An 18156-nucleotide genomic window follows, 5' to 3' on the forward strand; every position below is an offset into this window, starting at 1 on the left:
GAGAAAAAACAAAAAGGCCCGAGCCGGTGTCCAACCGGTTCGGGCCTGTCTGCGGGGCATCGGGTTCGTGTCGTCGAAGCCGATTGTTCTCAACTCAGCGGGGGCTGCACATACGTCATTTCGCTGATTGCGGGGCTGGCTCAGCGCGGGCGCGCGTAGTCGGACTCGATCCAGGCGGTGGCGCTCGAGGGGGTGAGCTTGAACGCGGGCGACACGCTCACGCTGGCGAGTTCGGAGTCGTCGGCATCGTCGCAGGCGCTGAGCGTGGCCGAGGGGTTGTCCTCGTCGGGCACGATGGCCAGGGTCACGCGAACGCGCTGGTCGTTGCGCGCGGTGACGGTCACGCTCTTGTTGAGCGTGGCGTGCAGCTGCTGCTCGTGGCGGCGGATGACTTCGGCGGCGGTCTTCACCAGCGTGGAGAAGGCCGGGCCGTCCAGCGGCTTGGGGTTCTTCTTGTCGCGGCCCATGGTCCAGGGGCCGACCAGGGCGGGTTCGGGGTCGCCCTGTCGGGTCATCTCGACGGCCCAGCCGTCGTCTTCCTCGTTCTTGATGACGCGGGCGGTCCACAGGCCGTCGCGCCAGAGGCGGGGTTCCTGCAGGGGGAGGGTGTCGGGGTCGGTGGTGTCGGTGAGGTCGGTCATGCGGGTGTCTGTGTGCTTGCGCGGGCCATTTTCCCCTGAGTCCCTCGCGGGGGCGGGCCGATGTATTCCTGCAGTCCGTCGACGAGGGCATCGAAGGTGGCGCGGCAGCGCGGGCTGTTGCGCAGGTCTTCGTGCATCGTGACCCAGGTTTCCAGCTTCATCGCGAAAGCGCGCGGCACGAGGCGCACCAGTGCGTCGTCGCGCCGGGCCAGCCCGGCCTGGCAGATGCCGATGCCCGCACCGGCGCGGATCAGCGCCAGCTGCGCGAGGTCGCTGTCGGTGCGCAGCGAGAAAGCCTCGCGGCCATAGCCCGGCAGCGCCTTGCCCGCATTGCGCACGAAAGCCGAAGGCTGGTCGTAGCCGATGAAGGCATGCGTCGCCATGTCTTCCATCCTGCGCGGCGTGCCGTGGCGGGCCAGGTAGTCCTTGCGCGCGTGAAAGCCCAGCTCGATCTGCCCGACGTGGCGCGCGACCAGTTGCTCCTGCTTCGGCCGCACCATGCGCACGGCGATGTCGGCCTCGCGCCGCAGCAGGTCCTGCACGCGGTTGGTCAGCACCAGCTCGACCTTCAGCGCGGGGTGCGCCTCGCGCAGCCGCGCGACGATGGGCGGCAGCACCTCGACACCGATCACCTCGCTGGCCGAGATGCGCACCACCCCGCGCACGCCTTCGCCCTGGCTGCTGGCCGCGCGCTGCAGCGACGCGGCGGTGCTTTCCATGGCCTCGGCGTGCGTGCGCAGCGCCAGCGCCACCTCGGTGGGCAGCAGGCCCACCTGCGAGCGCGTGAAGAGCACCACGCCCAGCGCGGCCTCGAGCGCGGCCACATGGCGCCCGGCCGTCGGCTGCGTGATGCCCAGTGCGCGCGCCGCGCCCGAGAGCGAGCCCTCGCGCAGCACGCTGAGAAAGGAGCGGTACAGCTCCCAGCCGATGTCTTGGTTCATGCATAAATGTATAGCTGCTGGCTCATGCTCGGCAATTCCAATGCAACGCGATCGCTTCCAGAATCGGTCCATCGACAACCCTTTTGGAGCATTTCATGGCACACAACGACACGGTTCTGGTTCTGGGCGCAACGGGCGGCATCGGCGGCGAGGTGGCCCGCCAGCTGCGCGACGCGGGTTGGGAGGTGCGCGCACTGAAGCGCGGCGCGACCGAAGAAAAGCGCGATGGCATCACCTGGCTGGCCGGCGACGCGATGGACGCGCAGGCCGTGCGGCAGGCCGCGAAGGGCTGCGCGGTGATCGTGCATGCGGTCAACCCGCCGGGCTACCGCGGCTGGGCGCAGCTGGTGCTGCCGATGCTGGACAACACCATCGCCGCCGCGAAGGCCGAAGGCGCGACCATCGTGCTGCCGGGCACGGTCTACAACTTCGGGCCCGACGCTTTCCCGCTGCTGGCCGAAGATTCGCCGCAGCACCCGGTCACCCGCAAGGGCGCGATCCGCGTCGAGATGGAAAAGCGCCTGGAGGACGCCAGCCGCCAGGGCGCCCGCGTGCTGATCGTGCGCGCCGGGGACTTCTTCGGCCCGAAGGCCGGCAACAACTGGTTCTCGCAGGGGCTGGTGAAGGCGGGGCTGCCGGTCAAGGCGGTGAGCTACCCCGGCCGCGCCGGCACGGGCCACCAATGGTCGTACCTGCCGGACGTGGCGCGCACCATGGTCGAGCTGCTGGCGCGGCGCGACCGGCTGGCACCCTTCGCGCGCTTCCACATGGCCGGACACTGGGACGCGGACGGCACGCGCATGAGCGGCGCCATCCGCAAGGTGGTGGCCCGCCGCATGGCTGGCTCGGGCGCCGAGGTGCGCGTGTCCGCCTTCCCGTGGTGGTTGCTGACGCTGGCCTCGCCCTTCGTCGCCACCTTCCGCGAGATGCGCGAAATGCGCTACCTGTGGGAAACGCCCGTGGGCATGGACAACGCGAAGCTGGTGGCCTTTCTGGGGCGCGAGCCGCACACGCCGCTGGAAGAAGCGGTCGAGGCCGCGCTCGACGGCATGGGCTGCCTGGCCGCGGCACCGGTGGCAACCGTGACCGCGGCGGCCTGATCAGAAGACCGAGAGCCCCGTGCGCGCCACGAACAGTTCCAGCGCCTTCATGCCCAGCAGCGAATTGCCGGTGGCGTCGAGCGCGGGCGACCAGACGCACAGCGTGAGCCGGTCGGGCACCACCGCCACGATGCCGCCCCCCACGCCGCTCTTGCAGGGCAGGCCGATGGAAAAGGCCACGTCCCCGGCCGCGTCGTAGGTGCCGCAGGTGAGCATCAGCGCGTTGATGCGGCGGGTTTGCCGCTCGCCCGTGATCTCGGGCTCGCCGTCGATCGGGTGCGCGCCGTCGCGGCTCAGGAAGGCCGCGGCGCGCGCCAGCTGGCGGCAGCTCATGCGCAGGGCGCACTGGTGGAAGTAGGTGTCCAGCACGGTGGCGACGTCGTTGTCGATCTTGCCGAAGCTCTTCATGAAGTTGGCCAGCGCGATGTTGCGAAAGCCCGTGTCGGCCTCGGATTGCGCCACCTCGTCGTCGAAGGCGACGGGCTCGCCGCACAGGCCGGCCATGAGCGCGAGGATGTCGTCCTTCGCGCTGCCACCCGCGGCCTTCGCCTGGCTCACCAGCCGGTCGGCCACCGCGATGGCGCCGGCATTGATGAACGGGTTGCGCGGCTTGCCCTGCTCGTTTTCCAGCTGCACCAGCGAGTTGAACGGGTTGCCCGAGGGTTCGCGCCCGATGCGCTCCCACAGCGCGTCGCCCATGCGCTGCATGGCGAGCGTGAGCGTGAAGAGCTTGGACACGCTCTGGATGGAAAACGGCGTCTCGAAGTCGCCCGCGCCGGCTTCCTCGCCCTCGCAGGTGCGCAGCGCAATGCCGAACTGGCGGGCATCGACGCGTGCCAGCGCCGGGATGTAGCTGGCAACCTTGCCGCCGTGTTCACCCTGGCCGCACTGGTCGATCTGCGGGCGCAGGGTGGCGACGATCTCGTCGAGCACCGGCTGGAATTTGATGGGGTTCATGCCGTGCGTTGTACCGCGGGCCGCCGGTTCACCAGCACGATGCCCAGCGCCACGCCGACCAGCGCCACGATCAGCTGCGCGGTGAGCGGCTCCTTCAGCAGCACCACGCCGCACACCAGCGCGAACAGCGGCGTGAGGAAGGTGAAGGACGACATCTGCGTGGCCGGGTAGTGCCGCAGCAGCCACATCCAGGCCAGATAGCTTGCGAAGGCGCCGACCACCATCTGCAGGCCGATGGAGCCCCAGGCCCAGGCCGAGTACGCAAAGCCCCACGGCTCGCCCAGCGCCAGCGACAGCACCGGGCACATCGCGGCCGTGACCGCCACCTGGTAGAAGAGCGTTTTCTCGGCGCTGGCGATGGCCAGGCGGGTGGTGCGCAGCGTGAGCGTGGTCAGGCCCCACAGCATGCCGGCCCCCAGGCCCATGGCGTCGCCGATGAGCTGCGACGAGCTCATGTGGTCGAAGCCCTCGCTGAAGGCCAGCACCACGCCCGAAAAAGCGATGAAGAGCCCGAGCCACTGGAAGCCCCGCAGCCGCTCGGCCGGCACCCAGCGCGGCAGCAGCAGCGACACCCAGAACGGCGCCGTGTAGAGAAACACCGTGAGCCGCGAGGCACTGGTGTGCTGCAGCCCGAGGTAGATGCCGGCGAATTCGCCCGAGAACAGCAGGCCGGCCAGCAGCCCCGGCCACAGCGTGCCGTCGCGCTCGAACAGCCGCACGCCGCGCGAGGCGCACCACAGCCACAGCAGCGCGGTGGCGCCCACCATGCGGATGGAGGCCTGCCACATGGGCGGCACCTCGGCCACGGTGGTCTTGATGAGGATCTGCTGCAGGCCCCAGAAGGCGCAGCAGGCAATGAGCAGGCCGATGGCGAGGCTGTCGAGGTGGGTCTTGCGCTGGATCATGAACGGTCGGTCACTGTCGTTGAGGCGGCGGGCGGCCACCAGATTCATCGGATGATCGTACCGCGCCGATGCGTTGCCCGGGGCGTCACTGCGCGAAGGCCTCCAGCGCGGGCAGCGGCGCCTGCCGCTCGAAGCGCCGTTCGATGGCCAGCAGCGCGGCCTCCAGGAACTGCAGGAACATGCCCATGGCCACCGCCGTGGTCTGGCCCGCGCGCTGGTAGAGGCAGCTGAACGAACGCGCGCCCGCGTCGGCCAGCCCGGTCCACACCAGCGTGCCGCGTTCCACGTCCTCGGCCACGTTCTCCGGAATCAGAAAGCCGATGCCCGTGCCGCCGGCCACCAGCCGCCGCACCATCGCGACCGAACTGGTTTCCACCAGCGGGCGCACCTTGCGGTGCTCGCGGTGGTCGATCTGGTCGACCATGGCGCGCAGCTCGGTGTCGGGCGTCATGAGGATCAGCGGGTGCTCCAGGCAGTCGCGCAGCCGCGGCAGCTTGCCCAGCGCCGCCAGCGGATGGCCGGGCGGCGTGACCAGGCCCAGGTGCTGCGGGAAGGCGCGGATCTCCTCCACGCCAGGCGGCGGCTTGCGGCGCAGGCAGAAGCCGATGTCCGACTCGCCGTTGGCCACCCATTTCAATATGTTCTCGCCGCTGCCCGAGCGCACGCTGTAGGTCACGCCGGGGTAGTTCTTCATGGCCGCCTCGATCACTTCGGGCACCAGCTGCTCGGCCGACGAGTGCGACACCGCCAGGTTGATATGCCCGCGCCGCAGCGACCGCAGGTCTTCCACCTGCGCCATGGCGTTGTCGAAGTCGCGCTGCCCGCGCCGCACGGCCGCGACCATGATCTCGCCGGCGGTGGTCAGCTGCATGCCGCGCGGCAGGCGGTCGAACAGCGGCGTGCCCACCTGTTCCTCGAGGTTGAGCACTTGCTGGTGCACCGCCGCGGCCGTGAGGTGCAAGGTCTCGGCCGCCTTGCGCACCGAGCCGCGCCGGGCCACTTCGTCGAAACACCGGAAGGTCTGGGAGATGGGGCGCATGGTGCTGCGCAGTGTATGGATTTTCTATACGCACCGTACAGAACAAACAGATTTTCCTGACGCGCGATGCGGCCTAGATTCGCACCATTCGTCCATTTCCCCGAGGTTCGTTCCCGTGACCCAGACCACCGTCGACCAGATCACCCAGCGCCGCCGCGGCACCGGCCTGATCGCCCACGACCCGGCGCTCAGCGCCGGCGGCTACACCCTGATCGCGCCGCAGACCGATGACGGCAACGTCTACCTGATCGACATCGAGGGCCGCGTCGCGCACCAATGGAAGATGCCGGTGCGCCCCGGCCGCGCGGCCGTGATCCTGCCCAACGGCAACCTGGGCTACAACGGCAACCACGCCGGCACGCCCGAGATCTACGCGGCCTGGTCGCTGTGGCACGGCGGCGATTTCTACGAGGCCACGCCCGCCGGCGAGATCGTCTGGCGCTTCCAGGACCCCACGCACCACCACGACGCCCGGTGGCTGGCCAACGGCCACCTGTTGTATGCCGGCTGCGCACCGGTGCCGCCCGGCTTTGCCGAGCGCGTGCCAGGCGGCACCGCCCATGGCCCCGACGAGCCGATGTACGCCGACGTGGTCCGCGAGGTCGACCGCGACGGCAAGCTGGTGTGGGAGTGGAAGGCCTGGGAGCACCTGAAGCCTGAAGACTTTCCGATCCACCCCGGCTTCGGCCGTACCCACTGGCCGCTGGTGAACGGGCTGGACGTGACGCGCGAGGGCCTGGTACTGATGAGCCTGCGCACCACCTCGGGCATCGTCGGCATCGACAAGGGCACGGGCGCCGTGAAGCTGCACATTCCGCCGTCGGTGCTGTCGCACCAGCATGCGCCTGTCGCGCTGGAGAACGGCCACATTCTTGCTTTCGACAACGGCAACTTCCGCACCGGCAAGCATGTGGCGTTCTCGCGCGTTCTCGAAATCGACCCGGCCTCCCACGAGGTCGTGTGGCAGTACGCGGACGAACTGGTCAACGCGTTCTACACGGCCTACATGGGCAGCGCGCAGCGCCTGCCCAACGGCAACACGCACGTCACCGAGTCGGCCACGGGCCGCCTGTTCGAGGTCACGCCGGCCGGCGAGGTGGTGTGGGAGTACGTGATTCCCTGGTTCGCCGAATACCCCGACGAGGCCGCGCGCAGGTACGTACCCGGCCGGCAGAACAGCGTGTTCCAGACCTTCCGCTACATGGCGGCGCAACTTCCCTGGCTCAAGGTTTCCGCACCATGATTTCTTACGCCCTTCGATTGGCAGCACCCCTGGCGCTGGCCGCATGGCTGCCGCTGTCCGCGCTGGCGGCCGATGCGCCCAAGCCCCTGCAGCCGGTGCGCATCCTCAGCAACTGGTTCGCCCAGCCCGACCAGGCCGGCTACTGGCAGGCCCAGCAGGACAAGCTCGGCAAGGAGGCCGGCATCGAGATCAGCGTGCTGCAGGGCGGCCCGAAGATCCAGACCATTCCGCAGGTGGCCTCGGGCCAGGCCGAGTTCGGCATCGGCAACGCCGACGACGTGCTGCTGGCACGCCTGCGCGGCGCGCCGGTGCGCGCGGTGTTCGCGCACCTCGACCACGTGCCCTACACGCTGGTCTATCACGCCGACCCGGCCGTGAAGTCCATCGCCGACCTGCAGGGCCGCACCTTCGCGGTGAACCTCGGCAACGCCTACTGGGAGTGGACGAAGAAGCAGTACAAGCTCGCCGGCACGCGCGAGATCCCGGTGAGCGGCGACCTGAGCCTGTTCCGCAACGACCCGAAGATGGTGCAGCAGGGCTACTCGCTGTTCCTGCCCGCGCGCATGGCCGCCGCCGGCGTGCAGGTGCAGCAGATCACGCTGGCCTCGCTGGGCTACCGGCCGTACGACGTGCTGTTCACCACCGACGAGCTGATCCGCAAGAACCCCGCTTTGGTGAAAGCCACCATCGCAGCGGTGCAGAAGGGCTGGGCCGACTACGTGCGCAACCCGCAGGGGCTCAAGCCGCTGATCACCGGCATGAACAAGCAGATGACACCCGAGATCTACGACGCGGCCAACAAGGAAATGATCGAGACGCTGATCTCGCACGACCTCGGGCGCATCGGCTGCATGACCGATGCGCGCTGGAGCGAGCTCGCGGGCCAGCTGCGCAGCGTGAACTTCCTGCCGGCCAGCTTCGACGCGAAGCAGGGCTACGACCGCACGCTGGTGCCGGGCTGCAACCCATGAGCACCCCGGGCGCGGCCATCGGCCTGGACGGTGTCTCGAAGCGCTTCGGCAAAGGCGAGGGCCTGCAGGCCCTGGACGCGGTCGACTTCGCGCTGCGCCCGGGCGAGTTCGTCTCCATCGTCGGGCCCTCCGGCTGCGGCAAGTCGACGCTGCTGCGCATCATGGCGGGGCTCGTCGCGCCGAGCACCGGGCGCTGCACGCGGCCCGAGGGTGTAGCAACCGCCTTCGTGTTCCAGGAGGCGGCGCTGCTGCCCTGGCGCACCGTGGCGCGCAACGCGCAGCTGCTGATGGAGCTCGAAGGCCACGCGCCGGCGAGCTACCGCGCGCGTGCCGCCGAGGCGCTGAAGCTGGTCGGGCTCGCGGGCTTCGAGACCTCGTACCCGCACCAGCTCTCGGGCGGCATGCGCATGCGGCTGTCGCTGGCGCGCGCACTGGCGCTGCGGCCCGGGCTGCTGCTGCTCGACGAACCGCTGGCGGCGGTGGACGAGCTCACGCGCGACGTGCTGCAGGAAGAGCTGTCTTCGCTGTGGCGGCAGGCGGGCTTTACCGGCGTGCTGGTGACGCACAACGTGCACGAGGCGGTGTACCTGTCGAACCGGGTGGTGGTGATGTCGCCGCGGCCGGGGCGCATCCTGGACGTGATCGACGTGCCTTTCGAATTTCCGCGCGCACCCGAGCTGCGCGCCAGCGCCGGCTTCGCGGCGCTCACCGGCCAGGTCACCGGGGTGCTGCGCGCGCAGCACCGCGCGCCGGCCTTGGCTTGAGGGTGGGGGCCATGGCAACGACCCGATCTGTTTCGTCTTCGGCCGTGGCCTTCGCGCGCAACGCCGGCCCCGTGCTGGTGGTCGCGCTGCTGGCCATCGGCCTGTGGTGGCTGCTGAGCGCCACCGTCTACCAGGGCAAGGGCTACCTGCTGCCGTCGCCGCAGGAGGTGGCGGCCGCCACGGCGGAGAACGCCGGCGTGCTCGTGGGCGCCACGCTCTCGACGCTGAAGGAGGCGCTGCTGGGCTATGCCCTGGCCATCGTGCTCGGCATCGCGGGTGCGGCGGTGCTGGCGCAGTCGCGGCTGCTGGAGCGCAGCCTGTACCCGTATGCGGTGCTGCTGCAGACGGTGCCGGTGGTGGCGATCGCGCCGCTGATCGTGCTCTGGTTCGGCTACAACGAGCTGTCGGTGGTGATCGTGAGCTTCATCATGTCGCTGTTCCCGATCATCAACAACACGATGCTGGGCCTGCGCTCGACCTCGCGCAACCTGGCCGAGCTGTTCGCGCTGCACCGCGCGAGCGGGCTGGTGTCGTTCTGGAAGCTGCGGCTGCCGGGCGCGCTGCCGCACATCTTCGCGGGGCTGCGCATTTCCGCGGGGCTGTCGGTCATCGGCGCCATCGTGGGCGAATTCATCATCGGCTCGGGCAATGCCGAAGGCGGGCTGGGCGTGCAGATCGTGTTCGCGCAGGGGCGCATGTACACCGCGCTGCTGTTCGCCGAGGTCATCGCGGCGACGCTGCTGGGCTTTGTGTTCTTCCTGGCGGTGAGCGCGATCGGGCGGCTGCTGCTGCGGCACTGGCACGAGTCGGCGCTGGAGAACTGAGCGCCGCCCGGCGTTATCTCGCGGCTGCCGGATAGGGCGGCTTGCCGTGCGTGCCGAGCATCAGGTCGGGCACCACGGCCTCCACGTCGGGCAGCGCACGCGCGGCGCGCTCCAGCCGCTTCGCCAGCGCCGCATCCGGCACGCAGCCCTGCAGGTACACCCAGCGGCGCTGGACCGTGACCCACACGCTGCCCTTGCCCACGCCCGGCACGGCCAGCAGCGCGGCGCGCACCTTGGGCGCGAGGGGCTTGTCGTAGCGGTAGGCGTTGCTGTCGGCGCACTTGCCGGCCAGCCAGCAGCTGGTGCCGCGCTCCAGCCGCGAATGGATCTGCACGCGGCGTTCCTCGGCCGTGTAGAACGGGCCTTCGGGCACGGCGCAAGCGGGCAGGGCGGCGGACACCTGGAAGAAAGGGTCGTCGAACCAGTTCTGCTTGAGCGGCCCCGCGGCCTCCTGCGCCATGACGGTCTGCGCAAGAAGCAGCAGCACGGGCATGAGCGCAGGGTGTTTCACTACAAGGGGTGTTCCGTGTAGAAGCGCCCGCCGTGGAACAGCAGCGGCGAGGCGCCGGCGTCGTGCGTGCAGCGCTCCACCTCGCCCACGAAGATCACGTGGTCGCCTTCGTCGTAGCGGCTGCGGTTGAAGCACTCGAAGCTGGCCGCGCAACCCGCCAGCACCGGCGCGCCGCCCAGGCCTTCGGAGTAGGGCACGTCGGCCCAGCGGTCGATGTTCTTGGTGGCGAAGCGCTCGGCCAGCGCCTTCTGGTTGGCCGCCAGGATGTTCACGGTGTAGTGCGAGCCCGTGCTCAGCGCGGGCATGGAGCCGGCCGCGCGCGCCAGGCTCCACAGCACCAGCGGCGGCGCGAGCGACACCGAATTGAAGGAGTTGGCCGTGAGGCCGACCAGCGTGCCGTCGGCCGCGCGCGCGGTGACGATGGTCACGCCGGTGGCGAACATGCCGAGCGCATCGCGAAACTCGTCGGGCGAAAAGGAGGGCGGTTGGGCCCGGCGGGGAGTGGTCACTGAAAGGGGCAGCAAGTGCTTGAAGGGCAGAAGGCCATTTTGGCTCAGCGCCCGGGGGGCTGCTCGGGCGGGCTCATCAACTCGGTCACCAGCCGGGAATAGACGGTGGCCGCAGGCGAGAGGGTACGCCCTGCGAGCGTCACGAGGCTGTAGTGCGTCTGCATGCGCGCCAGGCCCGCCACCGGCAGGGGCACCAGGGCACCGGTCTCGTGCCCCGGCGCGGGCGCCAGCGGCGCCAGGATCACCGCGTGCGCCGTGAGCGCCAGGTGGCGCAGCGTGCCGGCGTCGTCGCAGGTCACGTTGAACACGCTGCGTTCGCTGTGCCGGGGCAGCCGGTCGAACTGCGCCGACACCTCTGCGGGCATCTGCGGGCCGGCCACGGGGTAGGCCATGAGGTGCGCGAGCGTGGCCTGCTTCAGCCGCAGCAGCGGGTGCTTCGGCCGCACGAAGAACGACACGGGCACGTTGGGCAGGCGCGCGAGCTTCAGGCCGGGCTGCTTCGTCAGGTCGCGGGTGTCGGCGATGAACAGGTCGAGCTGGCGGCGGTGCAGGCGCTCGCACAGGGTGGCGGTGTCTGCCACCTCCATGCGCATCTGCAACTGCGGGTGGCGCTGCGTCATGAGCGACAGCGCCAGCCGGCCCAGCGTGCCGGCGGCAAACGGGCCCAGGCCGACCGCCAGGCTGCCGATGGCCAGGCCCTCGAGCTGCAGCACGTCGCGCGCGATCTGCTGCGCGTCGGCCAGCAGTTCGCGGGCGCGCGCCAGCACCAGCTCGCCGGCCTGCGTGAAGCGCACGGTGCCGTAGGCGCGGTCGATCAGGCGCGCCTGCAGGCCTTCCTCGAGGTTGTCGATGCTGCGCGACAGGGCGGGCTGCGACAGGTGCACGGCCTGGGCCGCGCGGCCGAAGCTGCCCTGGTCCGCGAGGGCGACGAGATGCTGGAGCTGGCGCAGCTGCATTTTGCGTTTCACTTAAAAAGTAAGCGCGTATTTTGCATTTGCCAATGCATGGGGGGCTTCGGAGAATCCGGCCTTGCCCCCTTGGAAGACCGAGACACACCATGACGCCCCCCTATTTCTCCCGCGCGCTCGTTGCACTGGCTTGCGCGTTTGCCGCCGCATCGGCCCCGGCGCAAGTCGCGCCCAAGCCGCCCGAGCCGTCCACGCTGCAGGCCAACGCCGACATGGCGAAGGCGTTGCCCTTTGCCGACCGGCGCGATTTCGAGGACGCGACGCGCGGCTTCATCGCCACCGTTCCCGACGCTCTGGTGCCCGGCAACGGGGCGCGCCCGGTGTGGAGCATGAAGCCGTACGACTTCCTGAAGACCGACACGCCCGCCGACACCGTCAACCCCAGCCTGTGGCGCCAGGCGCAGCTCAACGCCATCCACGGCCTCTTCAAGGTGACCGATCGCGTGTACCAGGTGCGCGGCTTCGACCTGGCGAACATCACCATCGTCGAGGGCGACACCTCGCTGATCGTCATCGATCCGCTGCTCACCGCCGAGACCGCGCGCGCCGCGCTCGAGCTGTACTACCAGCACCGCCCGCGCAAACCGGTGGGCACGGTGATCTACACGCACGGCCATGCCGACCACTTCGGCGGCGTGAAGGGCGTGGTGAGCGAGGCGGACGTGGCTGCCGGCAAGGTGCAGGTGATCGCGCCCGCGGCCTTCATGGAAACGGCCGTGGCCGAGAACATCCTGGCGGGCAATGCGATGAACCGGCGCTCGCAGTACCAGTTCGGTTCGCTGCTGCCACCGGGCGTGCGCGGACAGGTCGACACCGGCCTGGGCAAGGCGCTGGCGCGCGGCAGCGTCACGCTGATCGCGCCCACGACCACCATCGACAAGCCGACCGAGGCGCGCACCATCGACGGCGTGGAGTTCGTGTTCCGGCTGGTGCCGGGCTCCGAGGCGCCGTCGGAAATGCTGCTGTACCTGCCGCAGTTCCGCGTGCTGAACATGGCGGAAGACGTGACGCACACCATGCACAACCTCTACACGATCCGCGGCGCCGAGGTGCGCGACGGCAACCTGTGGTCGAGGTACATCGACGAGGCGCGCGTGGCCTTCGGCGACAGGTCCGACGTGCTCATTGCCCAGCATCACTGGCCCACCACCGGGCGCGAGCGCATCGTCGAGCTGATGAAGAAGCAGCGCGACATGTACAAGTTCATCAACGACCAGTCGCTGCGCCTGCTCAACCAGGGCTACGGCGCGGCCGACATCGCCGAGACGCTGCGCATGCCCGCGAGCCTGGCGCAGGAATGGTCGGCGCGCGGCTACTACGGCACGCTGAGCCACAACGCCAAGGCCGTGTACCAGAAGTACCTGGGCTGGTACGACGCGAACCCGGCCAACCTGAACCCGTTGCCGCCGGTGGCCTACGCGAAGAAGACCGTCGAGTACATGGGCGGCGCCGACGCGGTGCTGGCGCGTGCGCGCGAAGACTTCGGCAAGGGCGAGTTCCGCTGGGTGGCCAGCGCGATGAGCCAGGTGGTGTACGCCGACCCGTCGAACCGCGCGGCGCGCGAGCTGGGCGCCGACGCGCTCGAGCAGCTCGGCTACCAGTCGGAGGCCGGCACCTGGCGCAGCGCCTACCTGGTGGGCGCGATGGAGTTGCGCAACGGCGTGCCGAAAATTGCCGCGGGCAGCAGCGCCAACGCCGACACGCTCAAGGCGGTGAGCAACGACCTGTTCTTCGACTTCCTCGGCGTGCGGCTGGACGCGGCCAAGGCCGAGGGCAGGAAGATGGTCATCAACTGGAACTTCACCGATTCCAACCAGCAGTTCGTGCTGACGCTGGAGAACTCCGCGCTCACGCACATCGCCGGCCAGCAGCCCGGCGCCGACGCCACCATCACGCTGAGCCGCGCCACGCTCGATGCGGTGACGCTGAAGGAAACGAGCTTTCCCGCGGCGGTGCTGACCGGCAAGGTGAAGATCGACGGCGACCGCGGCAAGCTGGCGGAGCTGATGTCGATGCTCGATACCTTCGAGCCGATGTTCCCTGTTGTCGAGCCGCGGAAATAGGGGCGTTCAGGGCGGGTGCACAGGGGTCGCCGTGGGTGAACGGCGCAGCCTCTAGCCGAAGAACCAGTAGCAGACAGCGACCGCGGCCACGACCCCCGCCACCTCGGCCAGCAACGCACAAGCCACGGAGTGCCGTGCCCGCTGGATGCCGACCGCCCCGAAATACACCGCCAGCACATAGAACGTGGTCTCCGTGCTGCCCTGGATGGTGGCCGCCACCAGCGCGGGGAAGCTGTCGACGCCCTGGGTTTTCATGGTCTCGATCAGCATCGCGCGGGCCGCGCTGCCCGAGAACGGCTTGACCAGCGCGGTGGGCATGGCGTCGACGAAGCGTGCGTCGAAGCCGCCCGCCGTTACCAGCCAGCGCAGGCCGCCCAGCACGAAGTCGAGCGCACCCGAGGCGCGCAGCACGCCGACCGCGCAGAGCATGGCCACGAGGTACGGCAGCAGGTTCTTCGCGATGTCGAAGCCTTCCTTCGCGCCCTCGACGAAGCACTCGTAGACCTTGATGCGCCGGATGGCCCCGGCCAGCAGGAACAGCAGGATCACGCCGAACAGCGTGAGGTTGCCCAGCAGCGACGACAGCGACGCGATGGCCGCGGCCGACAGCGTGCCCAGCAGCGCCATGAACCCGCCCAGGGCCAGCGCGCCCGGCACCAGGTAGGCCAGCACCACCGGGTCCCACAGCCGCAGGCGCTGCACCACCGCCACCGACAGCAGCCCGACCAGCGTCGAGGCGCTGGTGGCCAGCAGGATCGGCAGGAACACCATCGTCGGATCGCCCGCGCCCTGCTGCGCGCGGTACATGAAGATGGTGACGGGCAGCAAGGTCAGTGACGAGGCGTTGAGCACCAGGAACAGGATCTGCGCGTTGGTGGCCGTCACCGGGTCGGGGTTGAGCCGCTGCAGCTCGCGCATCGCCTTCAGGCCGATGGGCGTGGCGGCGTTGTCCAGGCCCAGCGCATTGGCCGCGAAATTCATGGTGATCAGCCCGAGCGCCGGGTGCCCCGCCGGCACGCCCGGCATCAGGCGGCGAAACAGCGGCCCCAGCAGCCGCGCGAGCCAGCCGACCAGCCCCGCCGCCTCGGCGATGCGCAGGAAGCCCAGCCACAGCGTGAGCGTGCCGAAGAGCAGCACCATCACCTCGACCGCCAGCCGCGCCATGGCGAACAGGCTTTCGACGATGGCCGCGAACACCGTCGGATCGCCCCCGACGAGCCAACGGCCCAGTGCGGCCAGCGCCGCGACTGCGAAGAAACCCAGCCACAAGCCGTTGAGCACGCTTCTTTTCCTTTTTGCTGCGCGATCATAGGCCGCGCATGGCATGCCGCCGCGAGCTACAGTTCGGCCCATGCGCGCCACCACCTTCCGCCGATTTGCCGTCCTGGTGCTGGGGTTCGCCGCCCTCTGGCTGGCAGGTTGTGCGAGCCTGCCCCCACCGCCGCCGGAAGCGTCGCCCACGCTGGCCCTCGCCGACGTCGCGCAGACCGAGCTGGCCCAGCTCGCCGCCAAGGATGCTCCCGGCGGCTCGACGCTGCTCTCGGGCTTTCGCCTGCTGCCCGAGGCGGCCTTCGCGTTCGATGCGCGCATCTCGCTGGCACGGCACGCCGAGAAGTCGCTCGACGTGCAGTACTACCTGATCCAGAACGACGACGTCGGTCTGCTGTTCCTGAAGGAGCTGCGCGAGGCCGCCGCGCGCGGCGTGCGCGTGCGCCTGCTGGTGGACGATCTCTACACCGGCGGCGAGGACGAATTGTTCAGCGCGCTCTCGGCGTTCCCGAACGTGGAGGTGCGGCTGTTCAACCCGCTGCCCTCGCGCGCCAGTTCGCTCACCACGCGGCTGCTGATGTCGTTGACCGACTTCGGGCGCATCAACCACCGCATGCACAACAAGATGCTGCTGGCCGACAACAGCTTCGCCGTCACGGGCGGGCGCAACATCGCCAACGAGTACTTCATGCGCAGCACCGCGGCGAACTTCATCGACATGGACGTGATCTCCAGCGGCCCGGTCGTGCGCGAGATGTCGGCCGGCTTCGACCGCTACTGGAACAGCGCGCACGTGCGCCCGATCGAGAACATCGCGCCGCTGCGCACCACGCGCGAGGCCGCGCAGCGCCGCTTCGACGAGATCGCGCGCACCGCGGTGCCCGACGTGGCCATGCGCCCGCGCGACATCCTCAACAAGTCGCCGGTGGGCGAGCAGCTGCTCACGGGCAAGATCGACCGCTACTGGGCGCCGTTCACGTTCTTCGTGGACGACCCCGAGAAGATCACGCGCAAGCCCGACCTCGCGTTCCAGGGCAGCGTGACCGAGGGCGCGCTGGGCGTGATCGACTCCGCGCGGCGGGACGTGAAGATCGCCTCGCCCTATTTCATTCCCGGCCCGCGCGGCATGGCGCAGATGAAGCGCGGTGTGGCGCAGGGCGCGCACATCACCGTGGTCACCAATTCGCTGGGCGCCACCGACGAGCCGCTGGCCTATGCGGGTTACGAGCGCTACCGCGCCGACATGCTGAAGATCGGCGTCAACATCTTCGAGATCGCGCCGGTGCTCAGCGGGCGCTCGGGCCAGTTCGGCGACTTCGGCAAGACCACCAGCCGGCTGCACGCCAAGCTCGCCATCGTGGACGACGAGCGCTTCTTCGTCGGCTCGATGAACCTCGACCACCGCTCGGCGGCGGTCAACACCGAGGTCGGCCTCGTGATCGACAGCCCCGAGCTCGTGCGCGACTACGACAAGCTCATGCGCACCACCGGGCGCGTGAACATCGGCTACCGGCTGCGCCTGGGCCCCGACGGGCGCCGCGTGCAGTGGCTCGAGTACGACGACGCCGGCGGCGACATCGTCCACGAGGACGAGCCCGGCGAGTTCCTGTGGCTGCGCCTGAAGAACTGGTTGCTGCTGCCCATCGTGGGCGAAGAACTGTTGTAACGGCGGGTCGGCGCGCGCCGGTTGTCATCTTCAGAACGGGCAGCTGCGTTACATTTCTAGTAGAAATGTGAACGTTTGTGACAGCATTCTGGAGACTTCGACCATGACCGATCCCCTGCCGCGCGAGTCGATTGCGCCGCTTTCCAACAGCCGTCGCCGTGTGCTGACCGGTATGGCCGCCACCGCGGCGACCGCCGCAGCGGGCCTGGGACTGCCGGCCTTCGCGCAGAACCGCGCGGTGCGCGTGGGCACCACGTTCGACAACAGCAGTGTCGAGAAGGCCAACGGCCAGGGGCTCTTTCAGGGGTCGAGCGCCTTCTTCGCGGCGCTGAACAAGGCCGGCGGCATCGGCGGCACCAAGGTCGAGCTGGTGATGGCCGACGACACCTTCAAGCCCGACGTGGCCAAGGCCAACGCGCTGGCGTTCGAGAAGGACAGCGCCGTGCTCGCGCTGCTGCACCCGCTGGGCACGCGCCAGACGGCCGAGGTGATGGACGCGGTGCCCGGCATGGCCGTGGTCGGCCCCATCACCGGCACCATCTCGCTGCGCAAGAAGGCCTCGCCCAACACCTTCTGGGTGCGCGCCAACTACGACCAGGAAGTCGACAAGCTCGTGAGCACGGCCGCCGTGCTGGGCCAGACCCGCATCGGCCTCGTGCATTCGGAAGACCCGCTGGGCCAGTCGGTGCTGGCGGCCTTCAAGAACGCGCTGGCCAAGGCCAAGCTGGAGCCGGCGGTCATCGCGACCACGCCCAACACCACCAGCATGGAAGTGGGGCCTGCGGCCGCCGCCATCGCCAAGGCCAAGCCGCAGGTGATCGTGGTGGGCCTGGCCGGCACGGCGCCGGTGTTCCTGAAGGCGCTGCGCGAGGCGGGCAACAGCAGCTCGGCCTACGGCCTGTCGATCACGGCCAGCGCGCTCGCGGCCATGGGCGACCTGGCCAAGGGCCTGGGTTTCGTGATCGTGGTGCCTTCGCCGTACTCGACCAAGTTCGAGATCGTGCGCCGCTACCAGGCCGACATGCTGGCCAGCGGCGTGAAGGAGTTCTCGCTCACCAGCCTGGAGGGTTACCTGAACGCCGCCGTGCTGGCCGAGGGCATGCGCCGCGCCGGCGGCCCGCTCACGCGGGCGTCGGTGATGTCGGGGCTGGCCAGCATCGAGAACTTCGACCTGGGCGGCGTGAAGATCAACTACGGGCGCACCAACCGCGAAGGCGGGCAGTTCGTGGACGTGGCGGTGATCGGCAGCCGCGGGCAGATGCTGAGCTGAGCCTGCGCTTCTGCGGGTAGCGTCTGCGGCTACTTCTGCGCGGTTCCCGCGCTGCGCGGGAGTGGCGCCGCTAAAGTGCAAGCCACCTGCACTGCCGGAGCTTTGCGCCCATGGACGACGACTTCTTGCTGCTGAACGGCCTGTTGCTGCTCGGCTTCGTGACCTGCGCATTGCTCGCCGTGGTCGCTTTCTTCGCCTGGCAGCGGCCCGTGTCGCAAGGCCGCATCGGCCCGCTGGAGGCCAGCCTTGGCTACGCCCTGTGCGTTGCCGCGGTGCCGCCGGCCGTGTGGTGGTGCGTGGGCGCCTATCTCCAGCGCCTTCAGGGCCTGAGCGGCAACGCCCCCTCGTTCTGGACGCACCTGGCGGACATCGGCGTGGCCTTCATCGTCTTCGCGTGCCTGTGGGTCTCGTGGGCGGTGGCCTTCGCGCTCGCGTGCCTCGCCGCGTGGCGCTTCAGCGTGTGCGCCCGGCGTTGGCGCGAACGGGCCGGGGCCTGAGGCCGGGGGGAGCCTCAG

18 protein-coding genes are annotated in these 18156 nt (G+C 69.5%); 9 read left to right on the forward strand and 9 right to left on the reverse strand.

Translation table 11 applies throughout. The features are described from left to right. Window positions 1-140: 140 nt before the first annotated feature. The gene (locus tag AC1DJH_RS11805; RefSeq protein ID WP_478185811.1) at window positions 141-641 is read right to left on the reverse strand and encodes a hypothetical protein; all 501 of its coding nucleotides are present in this window, start codon (window positions 639-641) and stop codon (window positions 141-143) included. After that, window positions 638-1582 (reverse strand): LysR family transcriptional regulator, encoded by a 945-nt coding sequence (locus AC1DJH_RS11810; protein WP_478185812.1) that lies wholly within the window; start codon window positions 1580-1582, stop codon window positions 638-640. Before AC1DJH_RS11810 ends, AC1DJH_RS11805 begins: the two co-directional genes overlap by 4 nt. A gap of 95 nt (window positions 1583-1677) precedes the next feature. Between AC1DJH_RS11810 and AC1DJH_RS11815 the strand changes: the two genes are divergently transcribed. Then, window positions 1678-2682, forward strand: coding sequence for an SDR family oxidoreductase (locus tag AC1DJH_RS11815; protein ID WP_478185813.1), 1005 nt, complete (start codon window positions 1678-1680; stop codon window positions 2680-2682). Here the strand turns inward: AC1DJH_RS11815 and AC1DJH_RS11820 are convergent, their stop codons facing one another. The 3 genes from AC1DJH_RS11820 to AC1DJH_RS11830 all read right to left on the reverse strand — a co-directional run bounded on the left by AC1DJH_RS11820 (window position 2683) and on the right by AC1DJH_RS11830 (window position 5583). After that, a complete protein-coding gene (locus tag AC1DJH_RS11820; protein WP_478185814.1) occupies window positions 2683-3639 on the reverse strand; it encodes a glutaminase in 957 nt (318 codons plus the stop codon). Continuing rightward, window positions 3636-4544, reverse strand: a complete 909-nt coding sequence (locus AC1DJH_RS11825) for a DMT family transporter (RefSeq protein ID WP_478185844.1) — start codon at window positions 4542-4544, stop codon at window positions 3636-3638. The genes AC1DJH_RS11820 and AC1DJH_RS11825 overlap by 4 nt, the downstream gene beginning before the upstream one ends. 85 nt (window positions 4545-4629) lie before the next feature. Further along, window positions 4630-5583, reverse strand: coding sequence for a LysR family transcriptional regulator (locus AC1DJH_RS11830; protein WP_435439959.1), 954 nt, complete (start codon window positions 5581-5583; stop codon window positions 4630-4632). A gap of 115 nt (window positions 5584-5698) precedes the next feature. Between AC1DJH_RS11830 and AC1DJH_RS11835 the strand changes: the two genes are divergently transcribed. From AC1DJH_RS11835 to AC1DJH_RS11850, 4 genes are read left to right on the forward strand one after another with little or no spacing between them, the layout of a single operon-like run. Beyond that, window positions 5699-6826: an aryl-sulfate sulfotransferase gene (locus tag AC1DJH_RS11835; protein ID WP_478185815.1), complete on the forward strand. Its 1128-nt coding sequence runs from the start codon at window positions 5699-5701 to the stop codon at window positions 6824-6826. After that, window positions 6823-7797 carry an ABC transporter substrate-binding protein gene (locus tag AC1DJH_RS11840; protein ID WP_478185816.1) on the forward strand — a complete coding sequence of 325 codons (975 nt, stop codon included), beginning with the start codon at window positions 6823-6825 and terminating at the stop codon, window positions 7795-7797. The genes AC1DJH_RS11835 and AC1DJH_RS11840 overlap by 4 nt, the downstream gene beginning before the upstream one ends. After that, entirely contained in the window at window positions 7794-8561 is a 768-nt protein-coding gene (locus tag AC1DJH_RS11845; RefSeq protein ID WP_478185817.1) for an ABC transporter ATP-binding protein, read from the forward strand. Before AC1DJH_RS11840 ends, AC1DJH_RS11845 begins: the two co-directional genes overlap by 4 nt. Window positions 8562-8572: 11 nt before the next feature. After that, window positions 8573-9385 carry an ABC transporter permease gene (locus AC1DJH_RS11850; protein ID WP_478185818.1) on the forward strand — a complete coding sequence of 271 codons (813 nt, stop codon included), beginning with the start codon at window positions 8573-8575 and terminating at the stop codon, window positions 9383-9385. Between the two features lie 13 nt (window positions 9386-9398). Here the strand turns inward: AC1DJH_RS11850 and AC1DJH_RS11855 are convergent, their stop codons facing one another. The 3 genes from AC1DJH_RS11855 to AC1DJH_RS11865 are packed head-to-tail and all read right to left on the reverse strand — an operon-like array spanning window position 9399 to window position 11361. After that, the gene (locus AC1DJH_RS11855) at window positions 9399-9896 is read right to left on the reverse strand and encodes a BON domain-containing protein (RefSeq protein WP_478185819.1); all 498 of its coding nucleotides are present in this window, start codon (window positions 9894-9896) and stop codon (window positions 9399-9401) included. Next, on the reverse strand, window positions 9896-10405 hold the full coding sequence (locus tag AC1DJH_RS11860) for a flavin reductase family protein (RefSeq protein ID WP_478185820.1): 510 nt from the start codon (window positions 10403-10405) through the stop codon (window positions 9896-9898). The genes AC1DJH_RS11855 and AC1DJH_RS11860 overlap by 1 nt, the downstream gene beginning before the upstream one ends. 44 nt (window positions 10406-10449) lie before the next feature. Next, window positions 10450-11361, reverse strand: coding sequence for a LysR family transcriptional regulator (locus AC1DJH_RS11865; RefSeq protein ID WP_478185821.1), 912 nt, complete (start codon window positions 11359-11361; stop codon window positions 10450-10452). A gap of 101 nt (window positions 11362-11462) precedes the next feature. Between AC1DJH_RS11865 and AC1DJH_RS11870 the strand changes: the two genes are divergently transcribed. Next, entirely contained in the window at window positions 11463-13436 is a 1974-nt protein-coding gene (locus AC1DJH_RS11870; RefSeq protein WP_478185822.1) for an alkyl/aryl-sulfatase, read from the forward strand. 51 nt (window positions 13437-13487) lie between these two features. Here AC1DJH_RS11870 and AC1DJH_RS11875 read toward each other — a convergent pair whose 3' ends face one another. Further along, window positions 13488-14717, reverse strand: a complete 1230-nt coding sequence (locus AC1DJH_RS11875; RefSeq protein ID WP_472113571.1) for a nucleoside recognition domain-containing protein — start codon at window positions 14715-14717, stop codon at window positions 13488-13490. A gap of 70 nt (window positions 14718-14787) precedes the next feature. On the opposite strand from AC1DJH_RS11875, the gene AC1DJH_RS11880 reads away from it, so the two are divergent. The 3 genes from AC1DJH_RS11880 to AC1DJH_RS11890 all read left to right on the forward strand — a co-directional run bounded on the left by AC1DJH_RS11880 (window position 14788) and on the right by AC1DJH_RS11890 (window position 18138). Continuing rightward, window positions 14788-16371 carry a phospholipase D family protein gene (locus tag AC1DJH_RS11880; RefSeq protein ID WP_478185823.1) on the forward strand — a complete coding sequence of 528 codons (1584 nt, stop codon included), beginning with the start codon at window positions 14788-14790 and terminating at the stop codon, window positions 16369-16371. A 103-nt stretch (window positions 16372-16474) separates the two neighbouring features. Then, entirely contained in the window at window positions 16475-17641 is a 1167-nt protein-coding gene (locus AC1DJH_RS11885) for an ABC transporter substrate-binding protein (protein ID WP_478185824.1), read from the forward strand. A gap of 110 nt (window positions 17642-17751) precedes the next feature. After that, the gene (locus AC1DJH_RS11890) at window positions 17752-18138 is read left to right on the forward strand and encodes a hypothetical protein (protein WP_435486477.1); all 387 of its coding nucleotides are present in this window, start codon (window positions 17752-17754) and stop codon (window positions 18136-18138) included. Window positions 18139-18156: the final 18 nt, after the last annotated feature.

This window comes from Variovorax sp. 10N412, assembly GCF_056394985.1.